This is a genomic window from Arthrobacter sp. B0316-5-4 (genome assembly GCF_059090325.1).
In genome coordinates this window covers 93,188-114,686 of sequence record NZ_JBNHFN010000006.1, presented here as the reverse complement: position 1 = coordinate 114,686, position 21,499 = coordinate 93,188, and the positions used below count along the sequence as shown (strand labels likewise).

23 protein-coding genes are annotated in these 21,499 nt (G+C 59.7%); 17 read left to right on the top strand and 6 right to left on the bottom strand.

Going from position 1 to position 21,499, the window contains the following annotated elements; translation table 11 throughout:
• Positions 1-26: 26 nt before the first annotated feature.
• The gene (locus AC5RU9_RS18765) at positions 27-212 is read left to right on the top strand and encodes a hypothetical protein (protein WP_494017639.1); all 186 of its coding nucleotides are present in this window, start codon (positions 27-29) and stop codon (positions 210-212) included.
• Between the two features lie 15 nt (positions 213-227).
• Here the strand turns inward: AC5RU9_RS18765 and ggt are convergent, their stop codons facing one another.
• Positions 228-2,057 carry a gamma-glutamyltransferase gene (ggt, locus tag AC5RU9_RS18760; RefSeq protein WP_494017638.1) on the bottom strand — a complete coding sequence of 610 codons (1,830 nt, stop codon included), beginning with the start codon at positions 2,055-2,057 and terminating at the stop codon, positions 228-230.
• On the opposite strand from ggt, the gene AC5RU9_RS18755 reads away from it, so the two are divergent.
• The 14 genes from AC5RU9_RS18755 to AC5RU9_RS18690 all read left to right on the top strand — a co-directional run bounded on the left by AC5RU9_RS18755 (position 2,056) and on the right by AC5RU9_RS18690 (position 14,422).
• Complete coding sequence (locus AC5RU9_RS18755; RefSeq protein ID WP_494017637.1) at positions 2,056-2,811, top strand: RNA polymerase sigma factor; 756 nt, start codon at positions 2,056-2,058, stop codon at positions 2,809-2,811. The genes ggt and AC5RU9_RS18755 overlap by 2 nt on opposite strands.
• Positions 2,808-3,605 (top strand): hypothetical protein, encoded by a 798-nt coding sequence (locus AC5RU9_RS18750; protein ID WP_494017636.1) that lies wholly within the window; start codon positions 2,808-2,810, stop codon positions 3,603-3,605. The genes AC5RU9_RS18755 and AC5RU9_RS18750 overlap by 4 nt, the downstream gene beginning before the upstream one ends.
• A gap of 396 nt (positions 3,606-4,001) precedes the next feature.
• Entirely contained in the window at positions 4,002-4,247 is a 246-nt protein-coding gene (locus AC5RU9_RS18745) for a DUF4190 domain-containing protein (RefSeq protein WP_494017635.1), read from the top strand.
• 337 nt (positions 4,248-4,584) lie between these two features.
• Complete coding sequence (locus tag AC5RU9_RS18740; RefSeq protein ID WP_494017634.1) at positions 4,585-4,941, top strand: hypothetical protein; 357 nt, start codon at positions 4,585-4,587, stop codon at positions 4,939-4,941.
• Between the two features lie 365 nt (positions 4,942-5,306).
• Entirely contained in the window at positions 5,307-5,834 is a 528-nt protein-coding gene (locus tag AC5RU9_RS18735; RefSeq protein WP_494017633.1) for a hypothetical protein, read from the top strand.
• 146 nt (positions 5,835-5,980) lie between these two features.
• On the top strand, positions 5,981-6,373 hold the full coding sequence (locus tag AC5RU9_RS18730) for a hypothetical protein (RefSeq protein WP_494017632.1): 393 nt from the start codon (positions 5,981-5,983) through the stop codon (positions 6,371-6,373).
• A 552-nt stretch (positions 6,374-6,925) separates the two neighbouring features.
• Positions 6,926-7,999 carry an IS110 family RNA-guided transposase gene (locus AC5RU9_RS18725; RefSeq protein ID WP_494017631.1) on the top strand — a complete coding sequence of 358 codons (1,074 nt, stop codon included), beginning with the start codon at positions 6,926-6,928 and terminating at the stop codon, positions 7,997-7,999.
• Between the two features lie 360 nt (positions 8,000-8,359).
• Positions 8,360-8,917 (top strand): hypothetical protein, encoded by a 558-nt coding sequence (locus tag AC5RU9_RS18720; protein WP_494017630.1) that lies wholly within the window; start codon positions 8,360-8,362, stop codon positions 8,915-8,917.
• Positions 8,918-9,015: 98 nt separating this feature from the next.
• Complete coding sequence (locus tag AC5RU9_RS18715) at positions 9,016-9,300, top strand: hypothetical protein (protein ID WP_494017629.1); 285 nt, start codon at positions 9,016-9,018, stop codon at positions 9,298-9,300.
• Positions 9,301-9,558: 258 nt separating this feature from the next.
• On the top strand, positions 9,559-9,804 hold the full coding sequence (locus AC5RU9_RS18710; protein WP_494017628.1) for a hypothetical protein: 246 nt from the start codon (positions 9,559-9,561) through the stop codon (positions 9,802-9,804).
• A 203-nt stretch (positions 9,805-10,007) separates the two neighbouring features.
• Entirely contained in the window at positions 10,008-11,267 is a 1,260-nt protein-coding gene (locus tag AC5RU9_RS18705; protein WP_494017627.1) for a tetratricopeptide repeat protein, read from the top strand.
• A gap of 1 nt (position 11,268) precedes the next feature.
• Positions 11,269-12,669, top strand: coding sequence for a tetratricopeptide repeat protein (locus tag AC5RU9_RS18700; protein ID WP_494017626.1), 1,401 nt, complete (start codon positions 11,269-11,271; stop codon positions 12,667-12,669).
• A 273-nt stretch (positions 12,670-12,942) separates the two neighbouring features.
• Entirely contained in the window at positions 12,943-13,476 is a 534-nt protein-coding gene (locus tag AC5RU9_RS18695) for a hypothetical protein (RefSeq protein ID WP_494017625.1), read from the top strand.
• A gap of 367 nt (positions 13,477-13,843) precedes the next feature.
• Positions 13,844-14,422 (top strand): hypothetical protein, encoded by a 579-nt coding sequence (locus AC5RU9_RS18690; protein ID WP_494017624.1) that lies wholly within the window; start codon positions 13,844-13,846, stop codon positions 14,420-14,422.
• Positions 14,423-15,115: 693 nt separating this feature from the next.
• Here AC5RU9_RS18690 and AC5RU9_RS18685 read toward each other — a convergent pair.
• From AC5RU9_RS18685 to AC5RU9_RS18665, 5 genes are all read right to left on the bottom strand, one after another.
• Positions 15,116-15,625 carry a DUF4265 domain-containing protein gene (locus AC5RU9_RS18685; RefSeq protein WP_494017623.1) on the bottom strand — a complete coding sequence of 170 codons (510 nt, stop codon included), beginning with the start codon at positions 15,623-15,625 and terminating at the stop codon, positions 15,116-15,118.
• Positions 15,626-15,857: 232 nt separating this feature from the next.
• Entirely contained in the window at positions 15,858-16,103 is a 246-nt protein-coding gene (locus AC5RU9_RS18680; RefSeq protein WP_494017622.1) for a hypothetical protein, read from the bottom strand.
• A 22-nt stretch (positions 16,104-16,125) separates the two neighbouring features.
• Positions 16,126-16,944 (bottom strand): hypothetical protein, encoded by an 819-nt coding sequence (locus AC5RU9_RS18675; RefSeq protein ID WP_494017621.1) that lies wholly within the window; start codon positions 16,942-16,944, stop codon positions 16,126-16,128.
• A gap of 434 nt (positions 16,945-17,378) precedes the next feature.
• Positions 17,379-18,281 carry a diacylglycerol kinase catalytic domain-containing protein gene (locus tag AC5RU9_RS18670; protein WP_494017620.1) on the bottom strand — a complete coding sequence of 301 codons (903 nt, stop codon included), beginning with the start codon at positions 18,279-18,281 and terminating at the stop codon, positions 17,379-17,381.
• A gap of 9 nt (positions 18,282-18,290) precedes the next feature.
• Entirely contained in the window at positions 18,291-19,310 is a 1,020-nt protein-coding gene (locus tag AC5RU9_RS18665; RefSeq protein ID WP_494017619.1) for an SPFH domain-containing protein, read from the bottom strand.
• Between the two features lie 104 nt (positions 19,311-19,414).
• On the opposite strand from AC5RU9_RS18665, the gene AC5RU9_RS18660 reads away from it, so the two are divergent.
• Entirely contained in the window at positions 19,415-20,152 is a 738-nt protein-coding gene (locus tag AC5RU9_RS18660; protein ID WP_494017618.1) for an NUDIX hydrolase, read from the top strand.
• A gap of 862 nt (positions 20,153-21,014) precedes the next feature.
• Positions 21,015-21,395: a hypothetical protein gene (locus tag AC5RU9_RS18655; protein WP_494017617.1), complete on the top strand. Its 381-nt coding sequence runs from the start codon at positions 21,015-21,017 to the stop codon at positions 21,393-21,395.
• The last annotated feature ends 104 nt before the right edge of the window (positions 21,396-21,499 follow it).

Sequence of the window (21,499 nt, the reverse complement as noted above, 5' to 3'; positions counted from 1 at the left end):
AAATCACCACATATTAGGAATACATTGTGAATCGAAAACCCCTGGTTTGGCTGCTCCTTTCGTTGGTGCTGGCCGCTTATGCCGTCTCCATTTTTGTGTCCAATACCAATCAAGCGTGGTGGTCCACGGTTTCCGGGGTCATCATCGCGGCGGCCTCGTTGGTGATGGCGTGGAGATTCAGCAGGGAGCTCAAGTACAACCGCCGTCCTTGAGGCGCGGGCTCAACCTCAGCGCCCCTTGGTTGGTTTGACCACCATCGCTGAACCGCCGCCTCGACGAACCGGCTCCGCAGCAGCTGTTGTTGATCCGTCCTTGTTGAACTCGATTGCTGTCGCGGCACCGATTTCCGGATCTGATGTGAGGCCGTCACCGGCAGGAACCAGCTGGTGGCCCAAGGCCTTCAGCGCGTCGCCATACTTGGCGATGAAGGCTGGTTCGGAAGTTACTGTTGTGCCGTTCCTAGGTGCAGCACGTGGCGCGGCAAGCGCCTCGGATACCGTCATTCCCAGGTCCACCCGGTTCAGGATGGTTTGCAGGACCGTAGTGATGATGGTGGAACCGCCGGGGGAGCCGAGGGCCAGGAACGGATTGCCGTCCTTCAGGATGATGGTGGGCGACATCGACGACCGGGGACGCTTGCCCGCTTCGATTCGGTTCGGGTCAGTGGCTTTGTATTCCGTGCTGAAGTCGGTCAGTTCGTTGTTGAGCAGGAAGCCACGGCCGGGCACAACAATCCCGGAACCGCCGGTCTGCTCGATCGTCAGCGTGTACTCCACGACGTTGCCCCACTTGTCGGCGACAGTCATGTTCGTCGTCGAAATGTTCTCCGTATCCGTCTCATCGGCGAGCGGTGCCGCAGAAGGCGGGCACACGCCGTCGTACGTTTGTATGTTGCCGGGAGCGACCGGCTTCATGGCGGCCGTTGGACCGATCCCGCAAGCACGTTCCTTAGCGAACACATCACTCAGCAGGGTCTCGGTGGGGACATTGACGAAGTTGGGATCGCCCACGTAGGCACCACGATCAGCGTAGGCAAGCGAACTGGCCTCGATGTAGTGATGCAGGGCGTCCACCGGCTGCATGTCCTTGAGGTTGTAGTTCTCCAGGATGTTCAACGCTTCGCCCACCGTGGTGCCGCCGCTGCTGGAGGGAGCCATGCCGTAGACGTCGTATCCGCGGTACTGCACCTTGGTGGCGTCCTGGTTCTTCACCTTGTAATTGGCCAGGTCGGCCGCGGTCATTGAACCGACAGGGACGGGAAGTGCTGTGTCCGCGGTCTTCGGGGGAGCCTGGACGGTTTTGGCGATTTCTTCGGCAAGAGGGCCGCGATAGAAGGCGTCAGCGCCCTCTTTGGCGAGTAGCTTGTACGTCGCCGCGAGATCGTGGTTCTGGAACACGCTTCCGACGGCGGGAGCGTCGCCACCGGGAAGGAACAGGTCCTGCGTGGAGGTGAAGGCGTCGAAGCGGAGCTTGTTGTCGAGGGTCTGCTTGCGGAAGGTGTTGTCCACCACGAACCCGCGGGTAGCTACCTTGATGGCCGGTTTCAGAGCCTCGCCCAAATCCATGCTGCCCCAACGCTTCAGCGCTTGCTCCCATGTTGCGGCAGTGCCGGGGACTCCGACCGAGACGCCGCTGCTCACCAGTTCCGGGGTGAAGTTGTAGGGCTTCTTGGTGGCGGGGTCGATGAACGCATCGTTGGTGATGCCGGCCGGGGCAGTTTCGCGGCCGTCGATGGTGCCAACCTGCTTGGTCTTGGCGTCGTAGTAGACAAAGTAGCCACCGCCGCCGATGCCGGCGCTATACGGTTCGGTGACGCCGAGGGTGGCCGCTGCGGCGACAGCTGCATCGGCCGCGTTGCCACCCTTCCGGAGCACTTCGATGGCCGCCGCCGATGCTTCAGGATCCACGGTGCTGACAGCCCCGCCGTAGCCCGTGACCGTAGGGTTTTTGTCTGTTTGGCGGGGATCGGCGAAGGCTGGACTAGCCATCGCTCCGCTGGTCACGGTCAGAGCCAAGGCTGCCGTGACAGCAGCCAGCTGACGTCTCACATGTGTCATGGTGTCTCCCAGAATTTCCCAGACGATGATGTGGTTGGACGGTCCGGTCACCCTACCCCGGGGTTCTGCGGGGGACAACGGGTTGCCATGGCTCGGGGTTGGGAGTATCGCGGGCGCGTGGGAATCAAGAATTCCGCCAAGGCTGCGACACACTTGGGTATGTGGCGGACAGGTACAGGGTATGAGCTACCCATCGAGAGCCGCTGACAGCCAACGGGCCTTTCGGTTTCTATATGAGTCCGCATACGCCGACCTCTTGAAATTCGTTCAACGCCGAACAGATCCGGCGAATGCCGAGGATGTCGTGGCGGAGACATTTCTGATCGTTTGGCGGCGATTCCATGAAGTACCGGGGAACCAGGATGACGCCCGAGCATGGATCTTTGGAATCGCACGCAATCTGTTGCTGAATGCCCGTCGCAGTGAACAGCGGCAACAGGCCCTCGGGGTCCGTCTTGCTGAAGCGACGCCAGAATCACATTCTGCGTCCCACGCTGACCTGGTCAGCAGCCGTGTTGACCTGGGAAGGGCTTGGGCGCTCCTGTCCGAGGTCCATCAGGAAGCGCTCGCCCTCGCTGTATTTGAAAACCTGGCCGCGCCCCAAGCAGCCCGTGTCGTCGGAATCTCCCCTGTGGCTTTTCGATTGCGCCTCACCCGAGCCCGACGAGCTTTGCGGCTCCTGCTGGAGAATTCCCCGCACAACGCTCATGCCACGCCTACCCCGACGCTTTCAGAAAAGGCATCGACACCATGAAAAGCAACCAGCACATTGCAGAAGTCCTCTTGTCCATGGATGCAGCTGAGCAGAACCCGGCTTTTGATCCGCACCAACGCGAGGAAGACCTTAGACGCATTCTCGAAAGTAAACCCAGCATTTCTGCTTTGCCGGCGCACCCACGTTTCGACCGGCGTTGGAAAACCCTGGCTCTGGCTGGCTCTACGGTCCTGGTGACCGCCGCCCTCATATTTGTTCCGGCACTTTCCGGGGGAGACCCCGCCTTTGCAACGTGGACTGCCGCGCCTGGTCAGCTCAGCGGCACCGAACGGGATAACGCTGTTTCCGACTGCCTCCGCTCACGCGAAAGCGTCGGCGGTGGTATGTACGCAGACGATCTGGCCGCGGCCGACGTCGCGATCGCCGAGCGACGAGGTGCCTGGACAACAGTGGTCCTCACAGGGGCCGACGGCTTCGAAGCAACCTGCACCACAGATGCCTCGGCTCCGTGGTTCAACAAAGGGTCAATAGGCTCTATAGGAAAGCCGGCATCTGGTGCCCCTCTATCGGCTCGTGGCGTCAGGGCATCAGAACTGGGGACAGGTGTCATCTCCGACACGCCCCTGTCCATGGCCGCTGGTCGAGTAGGCGCAGATGTCACTGCGATCGTGTACAACAGCGCCGCGGGAAAACGGATCGAAGCGACGGTTTCCAAAGGGCGGTTCGCGTTCTGGCTGCCCGGTGCCGAGATAACAAACTCTTCCGATCAGCGGGTACCCATCGAAGTGACTTTCGTCGACAACTCGAAGGAAACCCTCTATCTCAGTCTCTGATGTGGCATTCGCGCTAATTCCTTTATGACTACTCGCTGACGCTTAAAGGTGGTTAGGCTCGGGGGATGACAGCGAGAAGTTGGAAGCCGACAAGAGGCCAAGCTATATACGGTGTGCTCTTGTCGGGGCTGTTATTGACCAGCACGATCATCTCGTTGTCCGAAGGCAGACAAGCAACGATGCTCTTTTGGATAGCCGTGACACTGGATCTGGTTCTGCTGGGCCTATCTATTTGGTGGTGCTTCCGAGCTGGCAGAAATTCAGCACGCAGTGACCACAGAGGGGATATGTAAACCGGTGATGTTTGTGGTTACACTCGGTTGACGCTTACGAGACGGGGGAGTTGTGAGTTCGGCGTCAACCGATGTACGGCCCAGCACTCGCCCAATAAACAATTTGGCGATCGTTGCAGTAGTTCTTGCCGGTGTGGCCTTGGCCGGGATCTGGATCTTCGGCCTCGGTGTTCTAGCCACTTTCGCTGTGGGTGCCGGGCATATCTCGCTGAATCAGATCAAACTGAAGCACCAGAAGGGGCGGGGTTTAGCCCTAGCCGGTCTGGTGATTGGCTACGGAATCGCGACGTGGGCCCTTCTGAGCGTTCTCATGTACATACCGACTTCTGTACAGCAGTGGATCAACTGATTGTGCAGCAAGTGTCGATCCCAGGTGCTCAGCGCCGGTAGGCGAATCGTCGGCGGGATTTCCAAGCCGGCGGCTTGGGCGCTGGGTGCAACTCTTAGAAGCAACAAGCCCAACGCTGCAAAATTCCTATGATTGCTTGCCTGAATTTGGTGCCGGGACGCGAATATTTCCCCAATAGATTGATTCTTGATTTCCGGAGTGCCGTTTCATCGAATTAGCGGTCCGGTCAGAAGTAATCCAGCAAATGAAGAGGCCTTGGCGGCGGAAGCGGGCACAAGACGGGAGCGAGACGAGAATGGTTTTCTTGGGAGCAGGGATTGTAGAGATAATCCGTCACGTGTTGCGGGATGTGAGCTCCGGCGGGCTTGAGGAACCACGCATTGAAGAAAGCGACTGGGACGACGACCCGCAGATGTTCTCTGCAATGCTCTACAGTGCCCGGGATTCCACAGGCCAGGGCGTGTCGGTCAAGGGCGACCTACCACAGTCCGAGCAGCTCGTATCGGTGGCGGACCAGGTCCAGGAATGGGTTATCGAAGAAAACGGCCCCACCAACAGCAATTGGCCTCAGTGCCCTTGGCATCCCGACAATCATCCTTTGTCCGCCCAAGTGGTCGACGGCCAAGGTGTTTGGATCTGCCCCGTACGAAACACCCCTGTAGCCCTAATAGGTGAGCTCAGCGTAAAGGACTGAACGGAGAGGCCTGTCTTTGCGCTGGCCTTCTCGCTACCGTTTTTCGCTTACCGCATTGAGAAGGTCTCGCTGTCGCGTTCTTCACTCATCGCCCCGCCCGTTAGCCGATGGCCCAGCGGCCGTTCTGTGTCCGATTGAGGATTCCCTACCGGACACTGATGTTTGCTTGCACTAGGACATGACCATTCGCGTTGTCCCAATCCTCCCCGGCTCCTGATTTCGTACGGGGGCTGACCCTGTCTGCCTCAATGCAAGTGGCCAGAACTCTCGCGGGGCTGGCGCGGCTGATCGGCAACTGCGACATGGCGCAGTACTTCAAGGACGTAGCTGAATGACATCTCCTGTTCCACCCATATGCTGTTGCCGTGGAAAAAGTGTTGCTGGACCAAGTCATCAAGACCGACTACGGACAATTCGACCTTTATTGGGCTGGCTATGGCTTCGATGGAATCTTTGAACACTTCTTCATAAACCAGGTCAACGGCTTGGTTGGGGCGTCCAATCCTGATGGCGTCTATCTCCACTTCGGCCGCCGTTCCGGCGGGTCGTCGGTGCGGATAATTCGTCTGGACGAGCCAGCAGAGCTGAACAGCGATTCCTCGTGGGAGGACATCGTCGAAGTATCGTTTGTGCTCCCCGAGGACCATCACATGCGATGGGCATCGTGGGCGGATGAGACGAACGGCGACCTACGCGACGTGCCGTCAGGAAGCTACCGTTTGCGTGTCAGCGCGAAGGGTCGCGACGAAGGCCATGACGGAGAATTCTCCGAAGAGGTGGTCGATTACTACCTGCTTGAGATGTGGCCAGCTTCGCCGCAGCCGGACGCTATCCTACACACCGGCAGCAAGGACGCTGGGTACTGGCACAAGACGTGGGGAAGTCGTCGCTGAACACAGGAGCTGATTCTTGATAGGCGCTTTCCAGGCCAGAGCTTTGGGGCACACCAATTGGGGATCCCTCAGCGGACAGTAGCACGTGACAGACTTCCAGTGAGTTGGCTTACTTTCCGTGATTGTTGGACTGAAGGAGGAACCTCGTGGTGCCGCATGATCAAAGACGAGAAGCGCTCTATGATCTCGTACAGTTGCGTCGCCCACTAGGCGAGTCATCGGCTCGATTATTGTCGTTTGAATGGTCCTCTCAAGAGGAATTAGCCACTGCTTTTCCTCAGGATATCGGCCATGCACTTGACGAGTTCCGCGCCGGGAAGATTAGTGCAGATGATCTTCGCGCCTGGGCGGAGCAGCTCCAGGGCCGCGAAGACATTGCACTGAATCCCCAAGATCGCGAATTCCTGGCGGAAGCACTATTCCAGCTGTCCACGCCCGAGCTTTGTGGACCCGCCGACGAGGTGGCCGTTGCCCTCAGGCTGCGGCTAACCTCACGGCCGGCCTCTCAGCGACGGTCAGTGATCGCCCCTGATGCATAAAGTCCACTGCGACAATCAGGTGAATACGCCTTACTCGGTCGGCTGCGAACTGGAACTGGCAGCCACCGCAGACGGAATAAACTCATATCCATCCTTCAGCAGGTCATAACTGGATCATAAGGGCACCGAGTCAAATACTTTCCCCCGAGCTGCGCAGCTCTGAGGGCTTCAACCTGATCGGCGCCCATCCACCGGACGCCCAGCGTCCCTTTCTACTACGCTCCCCTTCGCCCTAGCCCTGCCCACGGGCCGGCACCCCAAATCGAAGAGTGTCTCTCACGGCGTCGGGTAACCAAAGGAGTGCCGTAAGCCAGTGAGGATGTAGGTGGCACCACCTGCTGAGTCTGACTCACCGTAAGCCTGACGCGATTCTGCTGTCCTTGGATCGATTGGTCGACTTGATGGGTGGTGCCACTGCATGCGAATGGCTCGGTGGCGTGACCTCATAGGAGCGTGCGTTTAAGGCGCCCATCACTGGCTTGTCCGTCCCACCCGAACATCGTGTGCCAACTCAAAGGACGAAGTTGAACGCGATCGAGAAGAGGTAGGGCCATGACCCGCATGATCCCCGCTGCCGGCATCGTTACAGGCGGCATAGACACGCACGCACATACTCATCACGCCGCGGTCCTGGACCATGTCGGGGGCCATCTTGGCGACCGGGAGTTTCCCACGACACCCGCCGGCTACCAGGCATTGAGCACCTGGCTGAATCGACACGGCGAGCTCGAGCGCGTCGGAATTGAAGGCACAGGCACCTATGGTGCCGGGCTCACCCGGCACCTGGAAGAAGCCGGCGTGACGGTGGTGGAGGTCAATCGACCCGACCGCTCAGCGCGCCGAGCAAAGGGAAAGTCTGATCCGCTTGATGCGTATGCGGCTGCCCGGGCTGCGCTATCAGGGACCGCCGAGGGCCAACCCAAGACGCGCAACGGGAAGATTGAAGCGATCCGTGCGCTTCGCGTAGCCCGCAACGGCGCCGTAAAAGCCCGAACCCAAGCCACAAACCAGCTCAAAGCCCTGCTGATCACCGCTCCGGCGCAGCTACGAGAGCAGCTACGCCATCTGAGTACGACGGTACTGATCAAGATCTGTGCCAAGATGCGGCCAACCGGTCATCTCGGCGAACCAGAGCACGCTACCAAGACCGCGTTGCGTCGTCTGGCACGTCGTCACCAACACCTCACAGAAGAGATCGCAGAGGCCGACATTGAGCTTAAGGAGCTCGTTACCGTAGCCGCACCACACCTGCTTGCCCTTCCTGGTGTCGGCACCGAAGTCGCCGGACAACTACTCGTCACCGCCGGAGACAACCCCGACCGGCTACGATCCGAGGCTGCGTTCGCGCACCTTTGCGGAGCCGCTCCCATCCCGGCCAGCAGCGGCAGAACCCACCGCCACCGACTCAATCGAGGCGGTGATCGCGCCGCCAACAACGCTCTCTACATCGTCGTTCTCGGACGCCTGCGCTACGACGCACGAACCCGCGCCTACGCTGACCGGCGAACTCATCAAGGCCTGTCCAAACCCGAAATCATCCGTTGCCTCAAACGCTACGTAGCACGAGAAATCTACGCCGCCCTGCAACCTGCCAACACTACAGAGGAACTCGCCAATGCCGCTTGACGATCCATAGGAGCATCGATCCCTTACCGCGCACCTAGAGTCCGGTTGGGTTTGATTCGGCCGGACAGCCCATATGGTGGTGCCATGACTGAGATGATCGCTTGGAACCTTGCCTTTCGTTGTGGCAACGGTCTGGGCAAAGCGCCAGGACGGACTGCCGAGGCGGCTCTGCCTAGCCATCCGCCCTCTGGGTGGACGGGAAGTCATGGGCCGGGCGTTCGTTGGACGCACTGGCCGCGAAGCCTCAACACTGGTTTGCCCATGATGCATGTGCTCACTCTCTGGCTCCCCGGTGACTTCCAAAGGCGTGGGCCCCAGTATCCGGGGGTCGCCATTTTTGCTGGTGAGGGCCAATTCGCAGTGGAAGACGAATCTCCCATCCCTAGCCCGGAATCAGCCGATCCGTTCCTCCGCGACCTTGCCGCGGCCGAGAACCACCCCGGTCTGATGAGGCGCAGAGATCTGATCGACGGAGAGTTCGCGATCCTCTGGCTTACCCATGATGAGCTAGCAGTTGGCCCGACAGCACCCCACCCGGACCTTCGTATCGAGGGTGAGCATATAGACGAGTCCCAGGGCACAAATGCCTGGGACATCGTCGAACCGACCATCGACGTTTGGTTGATTCCGCGTGTCGATCCGAACGCTGGCAAGACACCCGTTGAATTCTGGGGAGACGAAGTAGATGCCGATGGGTATATTCATCCCGCGACTGCCGCGGGCGACCTAGCTGAGTGGGCAGGACCTCTTTTCGGCACCTGCCACTTGGGTGGCACAGCTTTCCCCATCCAAGCTATGCCCGAGGGCCTCACTCCGTGGTACCTCGAACTGGAGGAGATCTCAGGGCTCAACTTCGGCGGAGGCGGCAACGCTCAATTCGACCTGGAATCCGAAACTTTCGACTGGGCATGCGGATAGCGAAGCAAAGCAACGCCCGTCCACAACGTGTACGCAAACCGATCCCTCAACGTGCAGCAGACCCCCGTCATTTGATGAACTTTGGAGTGGTATAAAAAATGAGAACTGATCCTTGGGGAATCGCAATACCCGGTCTTACCCGCGATAAGGCAATGGAGATTCGAGGGAGACTTCTTCCAGACTTTAGCGACGACGTAGTCCTGCTTGACCCAAAAAAGTTCATGGTTGATGGTTTTGATAGATCGACCGTTGAGGTAATGATCAAGTGCATGCAGGTGGGTCTCGCTGCAGGCAATCTAGGACCTGAGGAGAGCTCTGGTGTACAGAGTCTGCTAGAGGATTACCAAGACTGGCTTGAGTACGCTGACCCCCAAAGTGAGTGAAGGCAACGGCCTCCTATTGCGGATCTGGTACTTTCAACCGGTCGAATCTGGCTGATCGACATTCCGTCAACTGGCCAGAACGAAGGCTTTTATTACCCTCAACCCGCCCAGCGAAGGCATTCACACCTAGGATTTTGGCTAGACCGAGATACTCTTTCACAAGAGTTGTGGTAGGGAAAGTGCTAGCAATATTGTTAGATTTGGCCGGCATTGAGCCATAGTCTTATATTCATATATTTCATTCAATTGGAGAACCCCATGACCATCTCGACCCATGCACCAGTCGAACAAGATCAGATCCTCGGCGCAAAGCACCGAAAGACCTCAGTCATCCTCGGCGTCATCAGCCTGTTTATTCTCGGCCTTCCCTTAGGTGCCCTCGCCTTCATCAACGCACGAAAAGCAGAAGCTTATGGTGTAAAAGCTACGGCGGGGAAAGTGCTGGGAGTTATTGGTTTCATCAGCGGTGCGATCGTCTTAGGCGCCTTCGCTTTCATGAGGTAGTAGGAGGCCGCCGCCCCGCTGAGTCCTCAGATGTCGTCTTATTGCCCGAAGGATCCAGTATCAACGACTAAGGTACTGCTGTGGCCGCGACTGCGGCCGGCTGGAGTTATGACGGCGGCGGGTCCCCCGAGGTGCTTGGGAACAGTGGTTTCTGGGGAACCTGATGGGCGGCCCGCCGACGTCGCCATGAAAGTTGGGGAGCAATGAATGCAGCCGCCATCGATGGGTTGCTCGCGGCACTTGAGCGGCTACCGGACAACGTTCCATTGCGGATTAACGTGGCCAAGCTCCTGGTCCAGGCAGGGCGCCATGCCGAAGCCATCGACCACCTGAACACGGTCCTCGCGATCGATGCGGACAACGCTGAGACCATAGAGATCCTCATTACCGCTTCGGCTGCCCTCTCCACTAATGGCCAGGAATCCACAAATGCTCCAAAATCACAGGTCGCAAGGGATTTCGACTGGCATCGCGCTGAACAGGAACTGGGACATTCGCTCCCGGCGCCCTTTGTTGAGAACGATCCCGACGGCGACCCGCAGGCACTTTCTGTACACGCCGAGGGTACGGGGGCGGCTTTGTTCGACATTGACCGGCCTGTCGTGACCCTGGCCGATGTCGGTGGTTTGGAGGACGTCAAAGCCCGCTTGAACGAGTCCTTCCTTGAGCCGATGCGGAATCCCGAGGTGGCCAAGGCTTTTGGGAAGTCGCTTCGTGGTGGCTTGCTGCTTTACGGTCCTCCTGGGTGCGGCAAGACCTTCATGGCCCGGGCTGTGGCGGGGGAGCTCGGGGCGTCCTTCATGACAGCCACGATGACGGATATTTTTGATAAATACATTGGTGAGACCGAAAAGAACCTTCATGGGATCTTCCAAGCGGCGCGGCGTGCTGCGCCGGCTGTCCTCTTCCTGGACGAGATCGACTCGGTAGCGGCCAAACGCTCCGCCCTGTCCGGGGGAGCCGCGTGGATGCGACAGACCGTGAACCAGTTGTTGCTCGAGCTTGATTCCATGGACGCCCAGAACGATGGCCTTTTTGTCCTCGCGGCGACCAACCAGCCGTGGGACATCGACACCGCGCTGTTGCGGCCCGGACGTTTGGACCGTATGTTGCTGGTGCTGCCCCCGGACCGGCCGGCCCGCGAGGCGATTCTCAAGCATCACTTCTCGTCGCGCCCTATCGCTGGTATCGACGTGCGGAAGATAGCTGCGCGGACGGAAGACTTCTCCGGAGCGGATCTTGAGCACGTTGTCACGACCGCAGCTGAGAAGGCGATGATGGAGTCACTTCGGAAGGGCTCGGTCCAGGCAATCTCCATGTCGCATGTCAACGAGGCGCTCAAAGACATCCAGCCTTCAACACGGACCTGGCTTCAAACAGCCAAGAACGTGGTGGAATTCGGCAATGCCAACGGATCCTATGACGAGTTAGGCCAGTACCTGCGCGCCCGAAAGATGCTTTGAGATGGCCGGCGCTGATGTGGTAATCGACCGATCCGAGGCCTTCTTGCTGACCGGCCGGCATGAACGAGCCTTGGCTTTGTTGAGGGGTGCGCTGGCCTCTGCACCGGACAACGCTGACTTGCATGGCCAGCTTTCGCGAGTCTTCGCTTCTTCCAACGACTGGAAAGCCGCTTTGGATTCTGCGCAGCGTGCGGTGGAATTGGAACCCAATGAACCGTGGTGGTGGCTGCGGTTGAGTGCTGCCTTCGCCGGCGTCAATGATCTGATCAGTGCCGAGTCCGCGATCCGTTGGGGTCTGACCATAGTCGGGGGTGAATGGGCTCCCGGGCTCTACATGCTGGGCTGTGTCCTGTTCGACCAAGCAGAACCAGAGCAGCTTGCCGAGGCCGAGCAAGTGTTCCGTAAAGTCGTGGAGTTGTCGCCCGAGAACGTCGACTTCCGCTACATGTTGGCCAGCACATTAGCCGCAAGCGAGAAGGGCCTCGCCGCAGAGCAGCAGATCGAAGCAGGTCTGGCCATCGACCCGTTCCACACCAACTTGCTCCTCATGCGAGCCACCAACCCGTCCAGGCCCGCTGATGGTCGCGTCAAGTCGCTATTGGGCGTTCTCAACCTCAACCCCAATGAAGCTCGGGCCAGGGTCTCACTCGAAGGCGAATACTTCCGAATTCGGGTAAGGCGCCAGATGGTGTGGTGGTTGATCACAGTTGCAGATGCTGCGCTGTTGCTCTGGATTCCGCAGGTTCTTTACGTGCTGTGCGTGCCCGTCCTGTGGATCGGCCTCCTCATCGTCGCCTATATCAACAGCGACGCCAGGAAAGCCCTACCCAAGGGTTTCGCGCGCCGCATGGACCGCAAATACGCTGCAGCGAAGTGGACCGGGTGGTTCTCGATAGCGGCGTCGTTGAGCGTCCCGGTAGTGGTGCTTGCACTCTATGGCGATCACGGCACGGTCGCCGGGAACATTGCGGCCTCCACCCTGTTGGTGGTCTCTTCTCTGGCCTATTCCCTCTATCGATGGCTGGTGATACGGGCACGGCACCAGTCATTATCGCCGGACCGCGACCCGAACGACCTTAGAAACCTGCTGGCAGAAGGAACCGGGGCTCCAACCTATGTTCTGTTCGTTGCCTTTGGGCTCATGAGGCTTGGCTTCCACGGCGCGCAGCCCGCGGCCGCCGGAGTGGTGTTGCTGACGGCAAGCCTGGGCTCCATATGGTGGTGGATTGCTTGGAACTTAGTGATGCCTCCCCAAAAGCTGGCGCGAGCCGTCAACGGAGGCACCCGCAAGGCCTGGCAAAGCGCAGCCCTCAGCCTGCTGACCCTAGGAATGATCGTGGCCGGAATTGTTATCGTCACAACCCACGACTTCGTGCTGGTCCCCAACCTTTCACGCCGCTAGATCCGAGGACCACAGCTCCTGCAGTTGTCACTACCTCGCGAACACGGGGGACCGGCCCTCGCGCAGGCGACTAAACAGGCCGGTTGAGGCATAAAACCTAACGAATATGACAGGTTTCGGTCGAGGAGAGCCACCGCCGTTTCAGAAGCTGGTTGCGCCGCAGTTTGTGTGCGTAAGTGGATCGCTCTGCGGGCCCAGCTGGTTGCTGTCCCGATAAACGAAGGGCAAACGGGCTCCGTCAGGTTAGAACACTCTGGTCATGCGGTATTACTCTTGGACGAGATTGCAGCAACCTTTAGACAGAGGCGGATCCGAATGCCAAAGAGCAGTTCACTGGGCTGGTGGCGTTCCGGGGGCTTGCCATCGAGGCTGTTGTGGCTCGGCGTAGTGTCCGGTCTGGCCGCAGCTGTGGCATTCAACGTCAATTACATGGTCGGTCACGTCAACGCCGCCACTCTCATGTGGGGTATGGCGAATCTCTTCATCTTTGAGATACCGGCCGGCGTGCTTCTGGGCCTGGTCGTGGTGCTTGTTGTCCTCTTGGCCCGTGCTCTGGTCCCTGAGAAGACCTCAAGAAAGGTCTATTCTGTCGTCACTGGCGGCGTTGCACTACTCTCAAGTGGCTTAGTGGTTACCTCGGTGCTCCACGACGTCCCCGTGCCTTGCAGCGCGAGTGCAGTTGCGTGGATAGCAGGAACGTTGTTCGGGATTGCTTGTGCCGTGGTGTCCTACCGTCACCCAGCTGGAGCCGGAACCCAGGGGCTCGTTATTTCGGCTGCAACGGCCGGGGAATCCCGCCAACAGTAGTTCCACCACGATTGCTGATCTGGAATGAGTCGTGAACTCCGGGAATGTCCGCTAGGGGATCCCTGACCGGGCGGATACATGCCAGCTCAGCATCGCCGTCCAGCCTGCCACTTTGGGCTTCCTCTACTAGGGGATTCCAGGAACGCGGCTGATCCACCTAGCCTGAGGATCAGGCACAACTACTGGGGAGTGACTTGCGGTCAAATATTTGGCGTCAGCATGAACAAGCCCGACGTCTGCGGTCGGCACAATTCCCATAAAGGGCAATGACGAGGCGAGCTCCACTCGTTTCGTCATGCGTGTCAGAACCTTGGTCGAGCCGTGTGATAATAAGCGGGATTTTGCACATCACACACAGTAGGGAACCATGCCAGAGCGCTCAGAATCCGATGCACCACAGGCGGGCGCTCCAGCAGAACCCCAGTTCGGACTGCGGGCACCCGGGGGATGGACTCCCCCGGCTAGCCAGTCCCAAGCCGCGGTACCGGTTCGTGCAGCCGGTGAGAACGTGGTCCGTGGTGCAGTCTTCGCGCTGGCGGTTGTTCCCCTCGGCGCGGCCGCTTGGCTGCTGCTGTGGAACATGGGTTGGATGGCATCCATTGTTGCCTTCATCGCCGCTGCTGTGGCGGCCCGTCTGTATGTCTTGGGGACCTCTGCAGTAATCAGCCGCCGCGGCGCGTGGGTGGTTGCAACCATAACGCTCGGGACCGTCCTGCTTTCATTCTGGGGCGGCATGCTGCTGGACGCAGCAAAATTCCTTGGCGGCGGTTCTCCGATAACGATGCTGGCCGACGCCGGAACTTGGGACTTGCTCCTATACAACCTTTCCACCAACCGGGAGCTGGTGGACGGGTACGCGGTCGATTTCCTGATTGCCTTGCTGTTCAGCGCCCTGGGTTGCTTCTTCACACTGCGCCAACTGTTCACCCACACCAGAGGCAGCTAGCTTGGGGCTTGCCGGGCCCTGACCGCTGGAGCCCGACGGATACATTTCACCAGCGCGGGACCTCGTAGAGTCCCAACTACGGGACCCTCTCAAACTGATGGTCAGTTCCGTCCGCCAAGTGTCAGATTTCGGGGGCTGGACGAGCGAAAAAACCTGCCGTCCGCCACGAATCTGAAGATTGTTGGTCTAATTTTGCACCGTCCTTAGCCGATCCCCTGACGTGGCTGAGTCGTGCACCAAATAGCGCTGCGAAAGACCGCTATTACGGCCGAAACACACATCTCTAAAGGATCTGCTGGACGACACCGTGCCCGATGCGCCTTCCATACCAAAGCTCGAAGGATTGCCCCTCCGTGGCGTATATGCGTGCTTCATCTGCCCAGAAGTCGACTCTTGCTCCCGGGACTTCCTCCCCTGGGCGGAGGGAGCCGACGGTAGGCGTTTCGATTCTTGCTCCTAGTTGTGCTTTGCCGTTTTGATCTTTGAACTCAAATATCAGCGAACGTGTGCCAGAAGGTAGCGGCTCTCTTAAACCCCCTTCAGCAGTGGGATTCAGGGATAGGTCCGCCAAAATGCAGTGTCCGTTACTCAATGCCATCCAATCAACAGTAGGTTCCGAAATGCCGAGCAGGAAGGGGCAGGACCCATGCCCGGTAAGGATCCTCAACCGGACACCCATCCCGGCTGCCTACCTCAACTGTCGTGTTCGGCCGGTCTCGTAGTGAAGGACGCCATCGCGTTCCAATGCGAACAATCTGTCCGCGACTTCCTGTGCCGGGGCTCGCGGCAAGATATGGCGAAGAACCGCTGAGAGATGAAATCGAGGAGGCATCCTCGCTCGGCAAGTTCAGAGGCCAGGGGCTGCCAGGCGTTGGGGTCATCCGATTTCAGCAGGACTCTGAAGGTGAAGTTGAGAGCGTCGTGCTCCACTCCGGTGGCAACGAGTGCATTCTCCGCTGATCGCATCACGTTCACGCGGTCGCCAAAGTTGACGTCATGGAGATACGCGGGGACGGCCAGGACAGTCGCTGTGCCGTCCTTTTCCAAGCGACCCCGAAGACCTTCCCACATCTGCTCCGTGTCAGGTTCGGGGGGCACCGCAAACCATACGGTCTCTTCCGCTTCCTGAGCTTCTGGAAGCGGCTGGAGTGAGTCGTCGTGCCAGTGGGCCACGACGCTGGGATGTTGCCGGTAGTCAGTCACCAGCTGAGACTACCCAACGAACGCATCCATGAGAGGGCATCGGCGGACATGCATGGCCTGTGTCCGGTGAGGGAGCCCCTCAGGGGCACCCCTAGCGCTGACCGATGGAACGAAGTGTAGGCACGCCAGCAGGATTGCCTGACGGGCAATCTAGAGCAGGCAACGGCGCAGAAGGAAGGTGGATGTCCAAAGGCATGCGGAGCCTCAGCTCAAAACGGGTCTAGATCCGCACTTATTTGGTGTTCTTAGCCGAGTGAGCACGCTTGCCATGCTGACGTTTTGTGTCAGCGGTTTCGCTTCTTGCACCTGTGATCACTTCAACGGTGACCGAGTCCTTTATGCCCAGTCGATCACGACTGATCTTCTTCTCAACGATCGCAATGTCGTCGAGCTGCTTTTTAGACGGGTGCAGGCCTCGAAGCATCTCGAAAAAGGCATCACTGTCAAGGGGCTTACGTGCCGGTATGGGGTGAGTCATCAGAGCCTCCTCTACTCGAATCTTAGCGCTCCAGTGCCCTGGCGATAACTGCCGCGGCCCGAACAGTGAGTTCTTCGATGTCGCGAGCACCCAGCATGGCACTTTCGTACTGAACCTTGGGACGGTTTGGAATATCAATCGCTAGGATGCCAAGGACTCTACTTCCGTCCCCTGACATTATTGGCGTGGCGAGGCTCTCAAAGTATTTCTCGACCATCTGGAGAAGCTGCTCATCGGAAAAACCGAACCGCTGCTCCTCCGAAAGGAGAGGCAAGGGATCCCCGCCCGCGTGGAGGGCCGTTGAGGCTTTCACCCAGTCACAGTGGATGATCCGTTTGGTCTCGGCTGCAACTCCAATGGCACCTTTTGCTCCCGTCCACTTGATACCCGATTGGGCGGGATAGTCGTCGAGTCGATACCTCAACAGGGACTTTAGTCTGAAGCTCCTCCAACGCTTTTTGTACCGGAAGACAGAGCCGCCTAGGTGGATGATACTGATGCCCGTCGAGTCGCTAAGAAGGGTGAGAACAGAGAGGATGGCTTTTTCTATGTCAGTCTTCTTCTCGCCATCAATCCTTATCCGGCGAGCTTTATACAAGCCCCAAACACCGTCGAGGGCGATCACTGCCGCAGCAACCGTCCCAGCCCAGATCGATACAGTGGTCCAGTCGCTTTGAGCCACCCCCATGACTACGGGGAGCATGCGGTCTGGGTCGGGAGGTTCCGGAGGCTTATAGCCCGATGCAGGTTTGTCCGGAGCCTTCGAGAACTGCAAAGTTGCTGAAGCAGCCAGCCCGGTCAGGATCTTTACGGCATCCCAGATCCACGTTGGCTTGCTCAATCGACCTCCAGTCTCGCGTTACAAACCGATATTACGACAGCCAACGGGGGCTCCCAGCCATCAGCGACTCGTCCAGGATCCTTAGTCCGACGCGCAGTCTGCTGACTTGCCAGTTCTTGTCCCGCAGTGAAGTCAATGGCACGCCTGCCCGTTAGCCGGTCCTACACCGGCCGCCGTTAGGCTCACTCCGCGCGCGTCGGCACTCCCTGCGTTCCAGGGGCTTCCCGATTCCCGTAAGACCCGCCCGCAAAACTGCCCGGTGAAGGTGCCCTAAACGCTACACGTCAGCCCAGCAAGTAGCGGCGGATCTTCACAATGCCCGTTACCACGAAAGTTCACAGCAGTCCTGTTGCGAAGATCAGCGGAAAATCGCCCGCTTATGCTGCAAGGATTCTGTCCGCTTGTCGCCCCAAACCTTGAGACAACGCTGCTGCTCAAACAACCAGGCGCAGTGGCCGCTGCCCCAGCTGAACCGTGATCTCCTGCCCCCACGATGCCGTCAACCGGTCGTCCTCCATCCCGTCACCGAACACCACCAACTGGTCGGATGCCACGGTGATCCGGAGGACCTCGCCGGATTCCAGCACGCCTTCCGTCAGCGAAGCACCCGTAACTGGGGACGGCCACGCTTCCCGGACGAACCAGGCAAGCCGTGGATCAGTGGGCGCTGGCAAGACACGTCCGCCGCGCTCCAAAGCGATCGATGCGCACCAGCCCGTCGCGCCCGTGCCGGTGGAGACAATAAGGCCCGACGACGACTGCCGCTCTGTCTGTCCGCCTGCTTGGGTGAAACTGGGTACGGAGAGGGAGTACTTCGCGGACTGATGCGAGGCATGCCCCACGAAAACTTCATTGAGCGCCGAAAGCTGCTGACCGTCGTCGAGCGTTGCTGTCACGGTGGTGAGGTCCTGGCAGCGCAGCCGCCCCGGGTCTCCGGTGCGCAGCAGCGCGGCGGCGGCCGCCGGTGTGTGGCGGACCAGGACGCCGGGGTTGGCGCCGGGTTCGGGATCGACGCCGATGACCGGCTGGCCGTTCAGGTACTTGGCCACGTTCGCCACCAATCCGTCCTGCCCCACGACGGCGATGAGGTCCTCGGCCGTGAGCAGGAAGCGGCTGAGGTCGGCGCGTTCCACTTCGGCTTGGCGCCAATCAGAGGGGACTGCCGCCCGGATGGTGGCCAGGGCTGACATCAGCTGGTCGTGCCGGTCCTGCACGTCCTGGATGCTGCGGCCCCGGGTGCTGAGGAAGAACTCAGCCTGCCCGCGGGTGGCGTGCCGGTCCAGCAGTTCCTGGAGCTCGGTCATTCGGTGGACAATGACGATGCGCGGGGTTGCCATGGTGCGTCCTTACTTGGTGATTTCGGCGGGGGCGGCGGTTTCCTTGAACAGCCCGGCAAGTGCTCCGCTGAGCAGGTCTGGAGTGATGGTGAGGTTCCCGATGTTCGGCAGGCTGCCAGCCGCGTCCTTGAGCGCGAGGGCCAGCAAAGTGGCTTGTTCCATTCCGCGGTACACCTCCATCGTGGCGGCTTCGCGGGCTGCCGCAGCTTCACCAACCAGGCGGATCTGGTTAGCTTCGGCGGCCGCGCCGATGCCCTTTCGCTCGGCTGACCCTTGGGCTTCGATGAGTCCGGCTGCGGCCTTTTCTTCGGCGGCGCGGCGGGCGTTGGCGCCCTCTTGCGCCACCAGGTTCTCGCGGCGGACGGCCAGTTCGATCTGGCTCGCCATCTCGTTCTCGGAAATAGTGCGTTCACGTTCGACGGCGACCGCTCGCCTTTCGTAAACCGCCCGGTCCGCTTCGGCCTGGAGTTGTTCGCGCACCGGGGTCTGCAGGGCGCGTTCGACGTCGGATTCGGGGCGAACCGCGAGGACCTGGACACCGAGGATCTCGATACCTGTGGATTGGAGCCGTGCATCGGCCCGCAGTGCGTCGGTGAGCACCAGGCGGAGTTGGCTGACGCCCCGTTCCAGGGCTTCGGCGAGCGTGGTTGTGGCTATCTGGTCGATCGCGTGGCTCTGGCAGAGCTGGCCGATGATCGTCGAAACCTGCTCGCGTCCAGTGGCCGGCGCCTTGCCGGCGGTCTGCAGTCCAAAGTCGAGGCGGGTGGAAACGGCCACGGGGTCGATGAAGCGGTAGGTCACGTTTGCCTGGACACTGACGTCCTGGTGGTCGCGGGTGATGGCGTGGAACAGAGTGGGCAGTTCCTGGTCGTCGACGGGAACCTCGCTGAGCACCGAGTTGGCGGGGCGGAAGAAGAACGCCTGGCCCACACCCTGGTGCTTGACCGCACCTTTCTGCAGGTGCACGACGTATCCGGTGGGGCTGCCGAGGAAGTGGCTGATCCAGGGGTAGCGCTTGATGGTTGCCATGATGTTCTCTCCTTCACTAGTTGTCGTCAATTTGACGATAACTAAACACTAGAGTCACTCACGCTTTATTGTCAACATGACGATAACTCCCCTAGAATTACCGCATGCCTGCATCCCATCCAGCGCCCGCGCGCTTTCCGGTAACCGTCGACGTCGTCGCCCTTACCGTGCGCGACGGCGTGCTGAACGCCCTGCTGATCACCCGACTCATCGAGCCATTTCGTGGCAAACTGGCGCTTCCCGGTGGCTTCGTTCTGGCGGGGGAGGACTTGCTGGAGGCGGCGGGCCGGGAGCTCGCGGAGGAGACCGGCGTCGAGCATCTGCCCGGGCACCTCGAGCAATTGGGCAGCTATGGCCCGAAAGGCCGTGACCCCCGCGGTGACATCCTGACCGTCGCCCATCTGCTGTTGGCGCCCGACTTTCCCGTGTTGGCGGCGGGCAGCGACGCCGAACAGGCGGCCTGGTACCCGGTTCGGGATATCCAGAGCGGGGAGTTGCAGCTCGCTTTCGACCATGCACAGATCCTCGAAGACGCGTTGGAGCGGGCCAAGTCCAAGCTGGAGTATTCACCCCTCGGAGCGGCCTTCTGCGGCGAGGAGTTCACCATCGCCCAGCTCCGCGCCGTCTATGAGGCGGTCTGGGGTACGCGCCTGGACCCGCGGAATTTCCACCGGAAGGCAACAGGGACGCCCGGATTCCTCGAGGACACCGGTCGAATGACAGCGGGCGACGCCGGCCGGCCGGCAGCGCTGTTCCGGCTCGCCCCCGCGGCGCGTCCGACGGCGGGCCAACCCACCCGCGCGGTTCTCAATCCACCCCTGATGCGCCCGCGGGAATCATGACGGGCCGCCCTGGGGCAATTACGTCCTACAGGAAACGTGGGTCCAGTGCTCGGGCACTGGACCCACGCCTTTTAGCTGAGCGTTTTCAGCAGTGCGCCAAGAAGGTCGTTACGTTAGGGCCTGTGTAGACATAGCGGTCTGAAACGTACTGGGCCCCACCAGCGCCAGGATAGAGCTTGAGCCATATGTTGTCTCCGTCAACCGACGTTCCGGTCGTCCAGCAGTCGAACTCGTACACTTTGCCAGCCGTCAACGTATAACCTGCGTAGGCGTACCCGGTACCGGGCCCTCTCCGGACGTTGAGGTTGTAATTTGTGTACACCTGCGCGCATTTAGATCGTCCGTCGCTGTAGGAAACCGCCCCACTGTATCCGTTATGCGGGAATTGGCTGCAGTATTTGATGTTGCTCGACAATTTGGCAACGGCCGCATTGGCCGGGCCTGCCACCATAGTGAGCGATAAGGTGATGCCGATGGCGGCCGCGGCTCCGAGAGTCTTGAAAATGGGCTTCAAGGATCTACTTCGCTTTCTTGGTTGGTTCGAATAACAACCGGTTGTCGTTGCTGGTCCGGCCGTCGCGGTGCCAGTGTGGATCACCGTTGCCTATATGTGGGTCGTGGCACCGGATCGTGACGCAACTAGTGGACCCGGAATCCTCAACGTGGGACTGGGCGTAACCGCCACCTGCCGGGCCGCGTTCCGAGTTACAACACATAATCTGTCAAAAAGCACATTTTTAGGACAAAGCCTTGACAAACAAATTTAATAACTTGAGACTCAAGGCGGTTTCGCGATTTGCCATCAGCGCTCAGCTTGGTAAGTCCATGCCACCAATTCAAAATTTGGGGAAGGAAATACGATATGCGTAAATCACGAATGGCTCTCTCCGGTGTTGCGGCTGTTGGAGCTGTGGCAATCTCGATGTTGGCGTCTGCGCCTTTGGCGTCCGCCAGCGCGGGGGCGTCCGTCACCGGCTCGTACGCTTACTACAACTCGTCCACGAACGTCCTGTCGAGTCAGGACACCCGCGTTGACGGTGTCTCGTCTGTCGCGCAGCTTAGGTATGTTTCCAATGGGACTACCTACATTGCGACGCTGACGAACAGCAACGGAAGCGGCACCCAAACTCAGGCACAGGGCAGCGGACTGAGTGGCACTGTTTACGTCCGTGCGTGCCTTAACAACCGAAGCGCTGGAACAGGCATTTACGGTTGCTCAGGCTGGGTCGCCACGGGCGCTTAGGAACGAGCAGCAAGGCATGTATTCGGGTGCCCTTCAGCCCCGGGGCCCGGATTCATGTTTGAGTATTAGGGCCGTTGAGGAACAATCTGAATCCAGGAATTTGT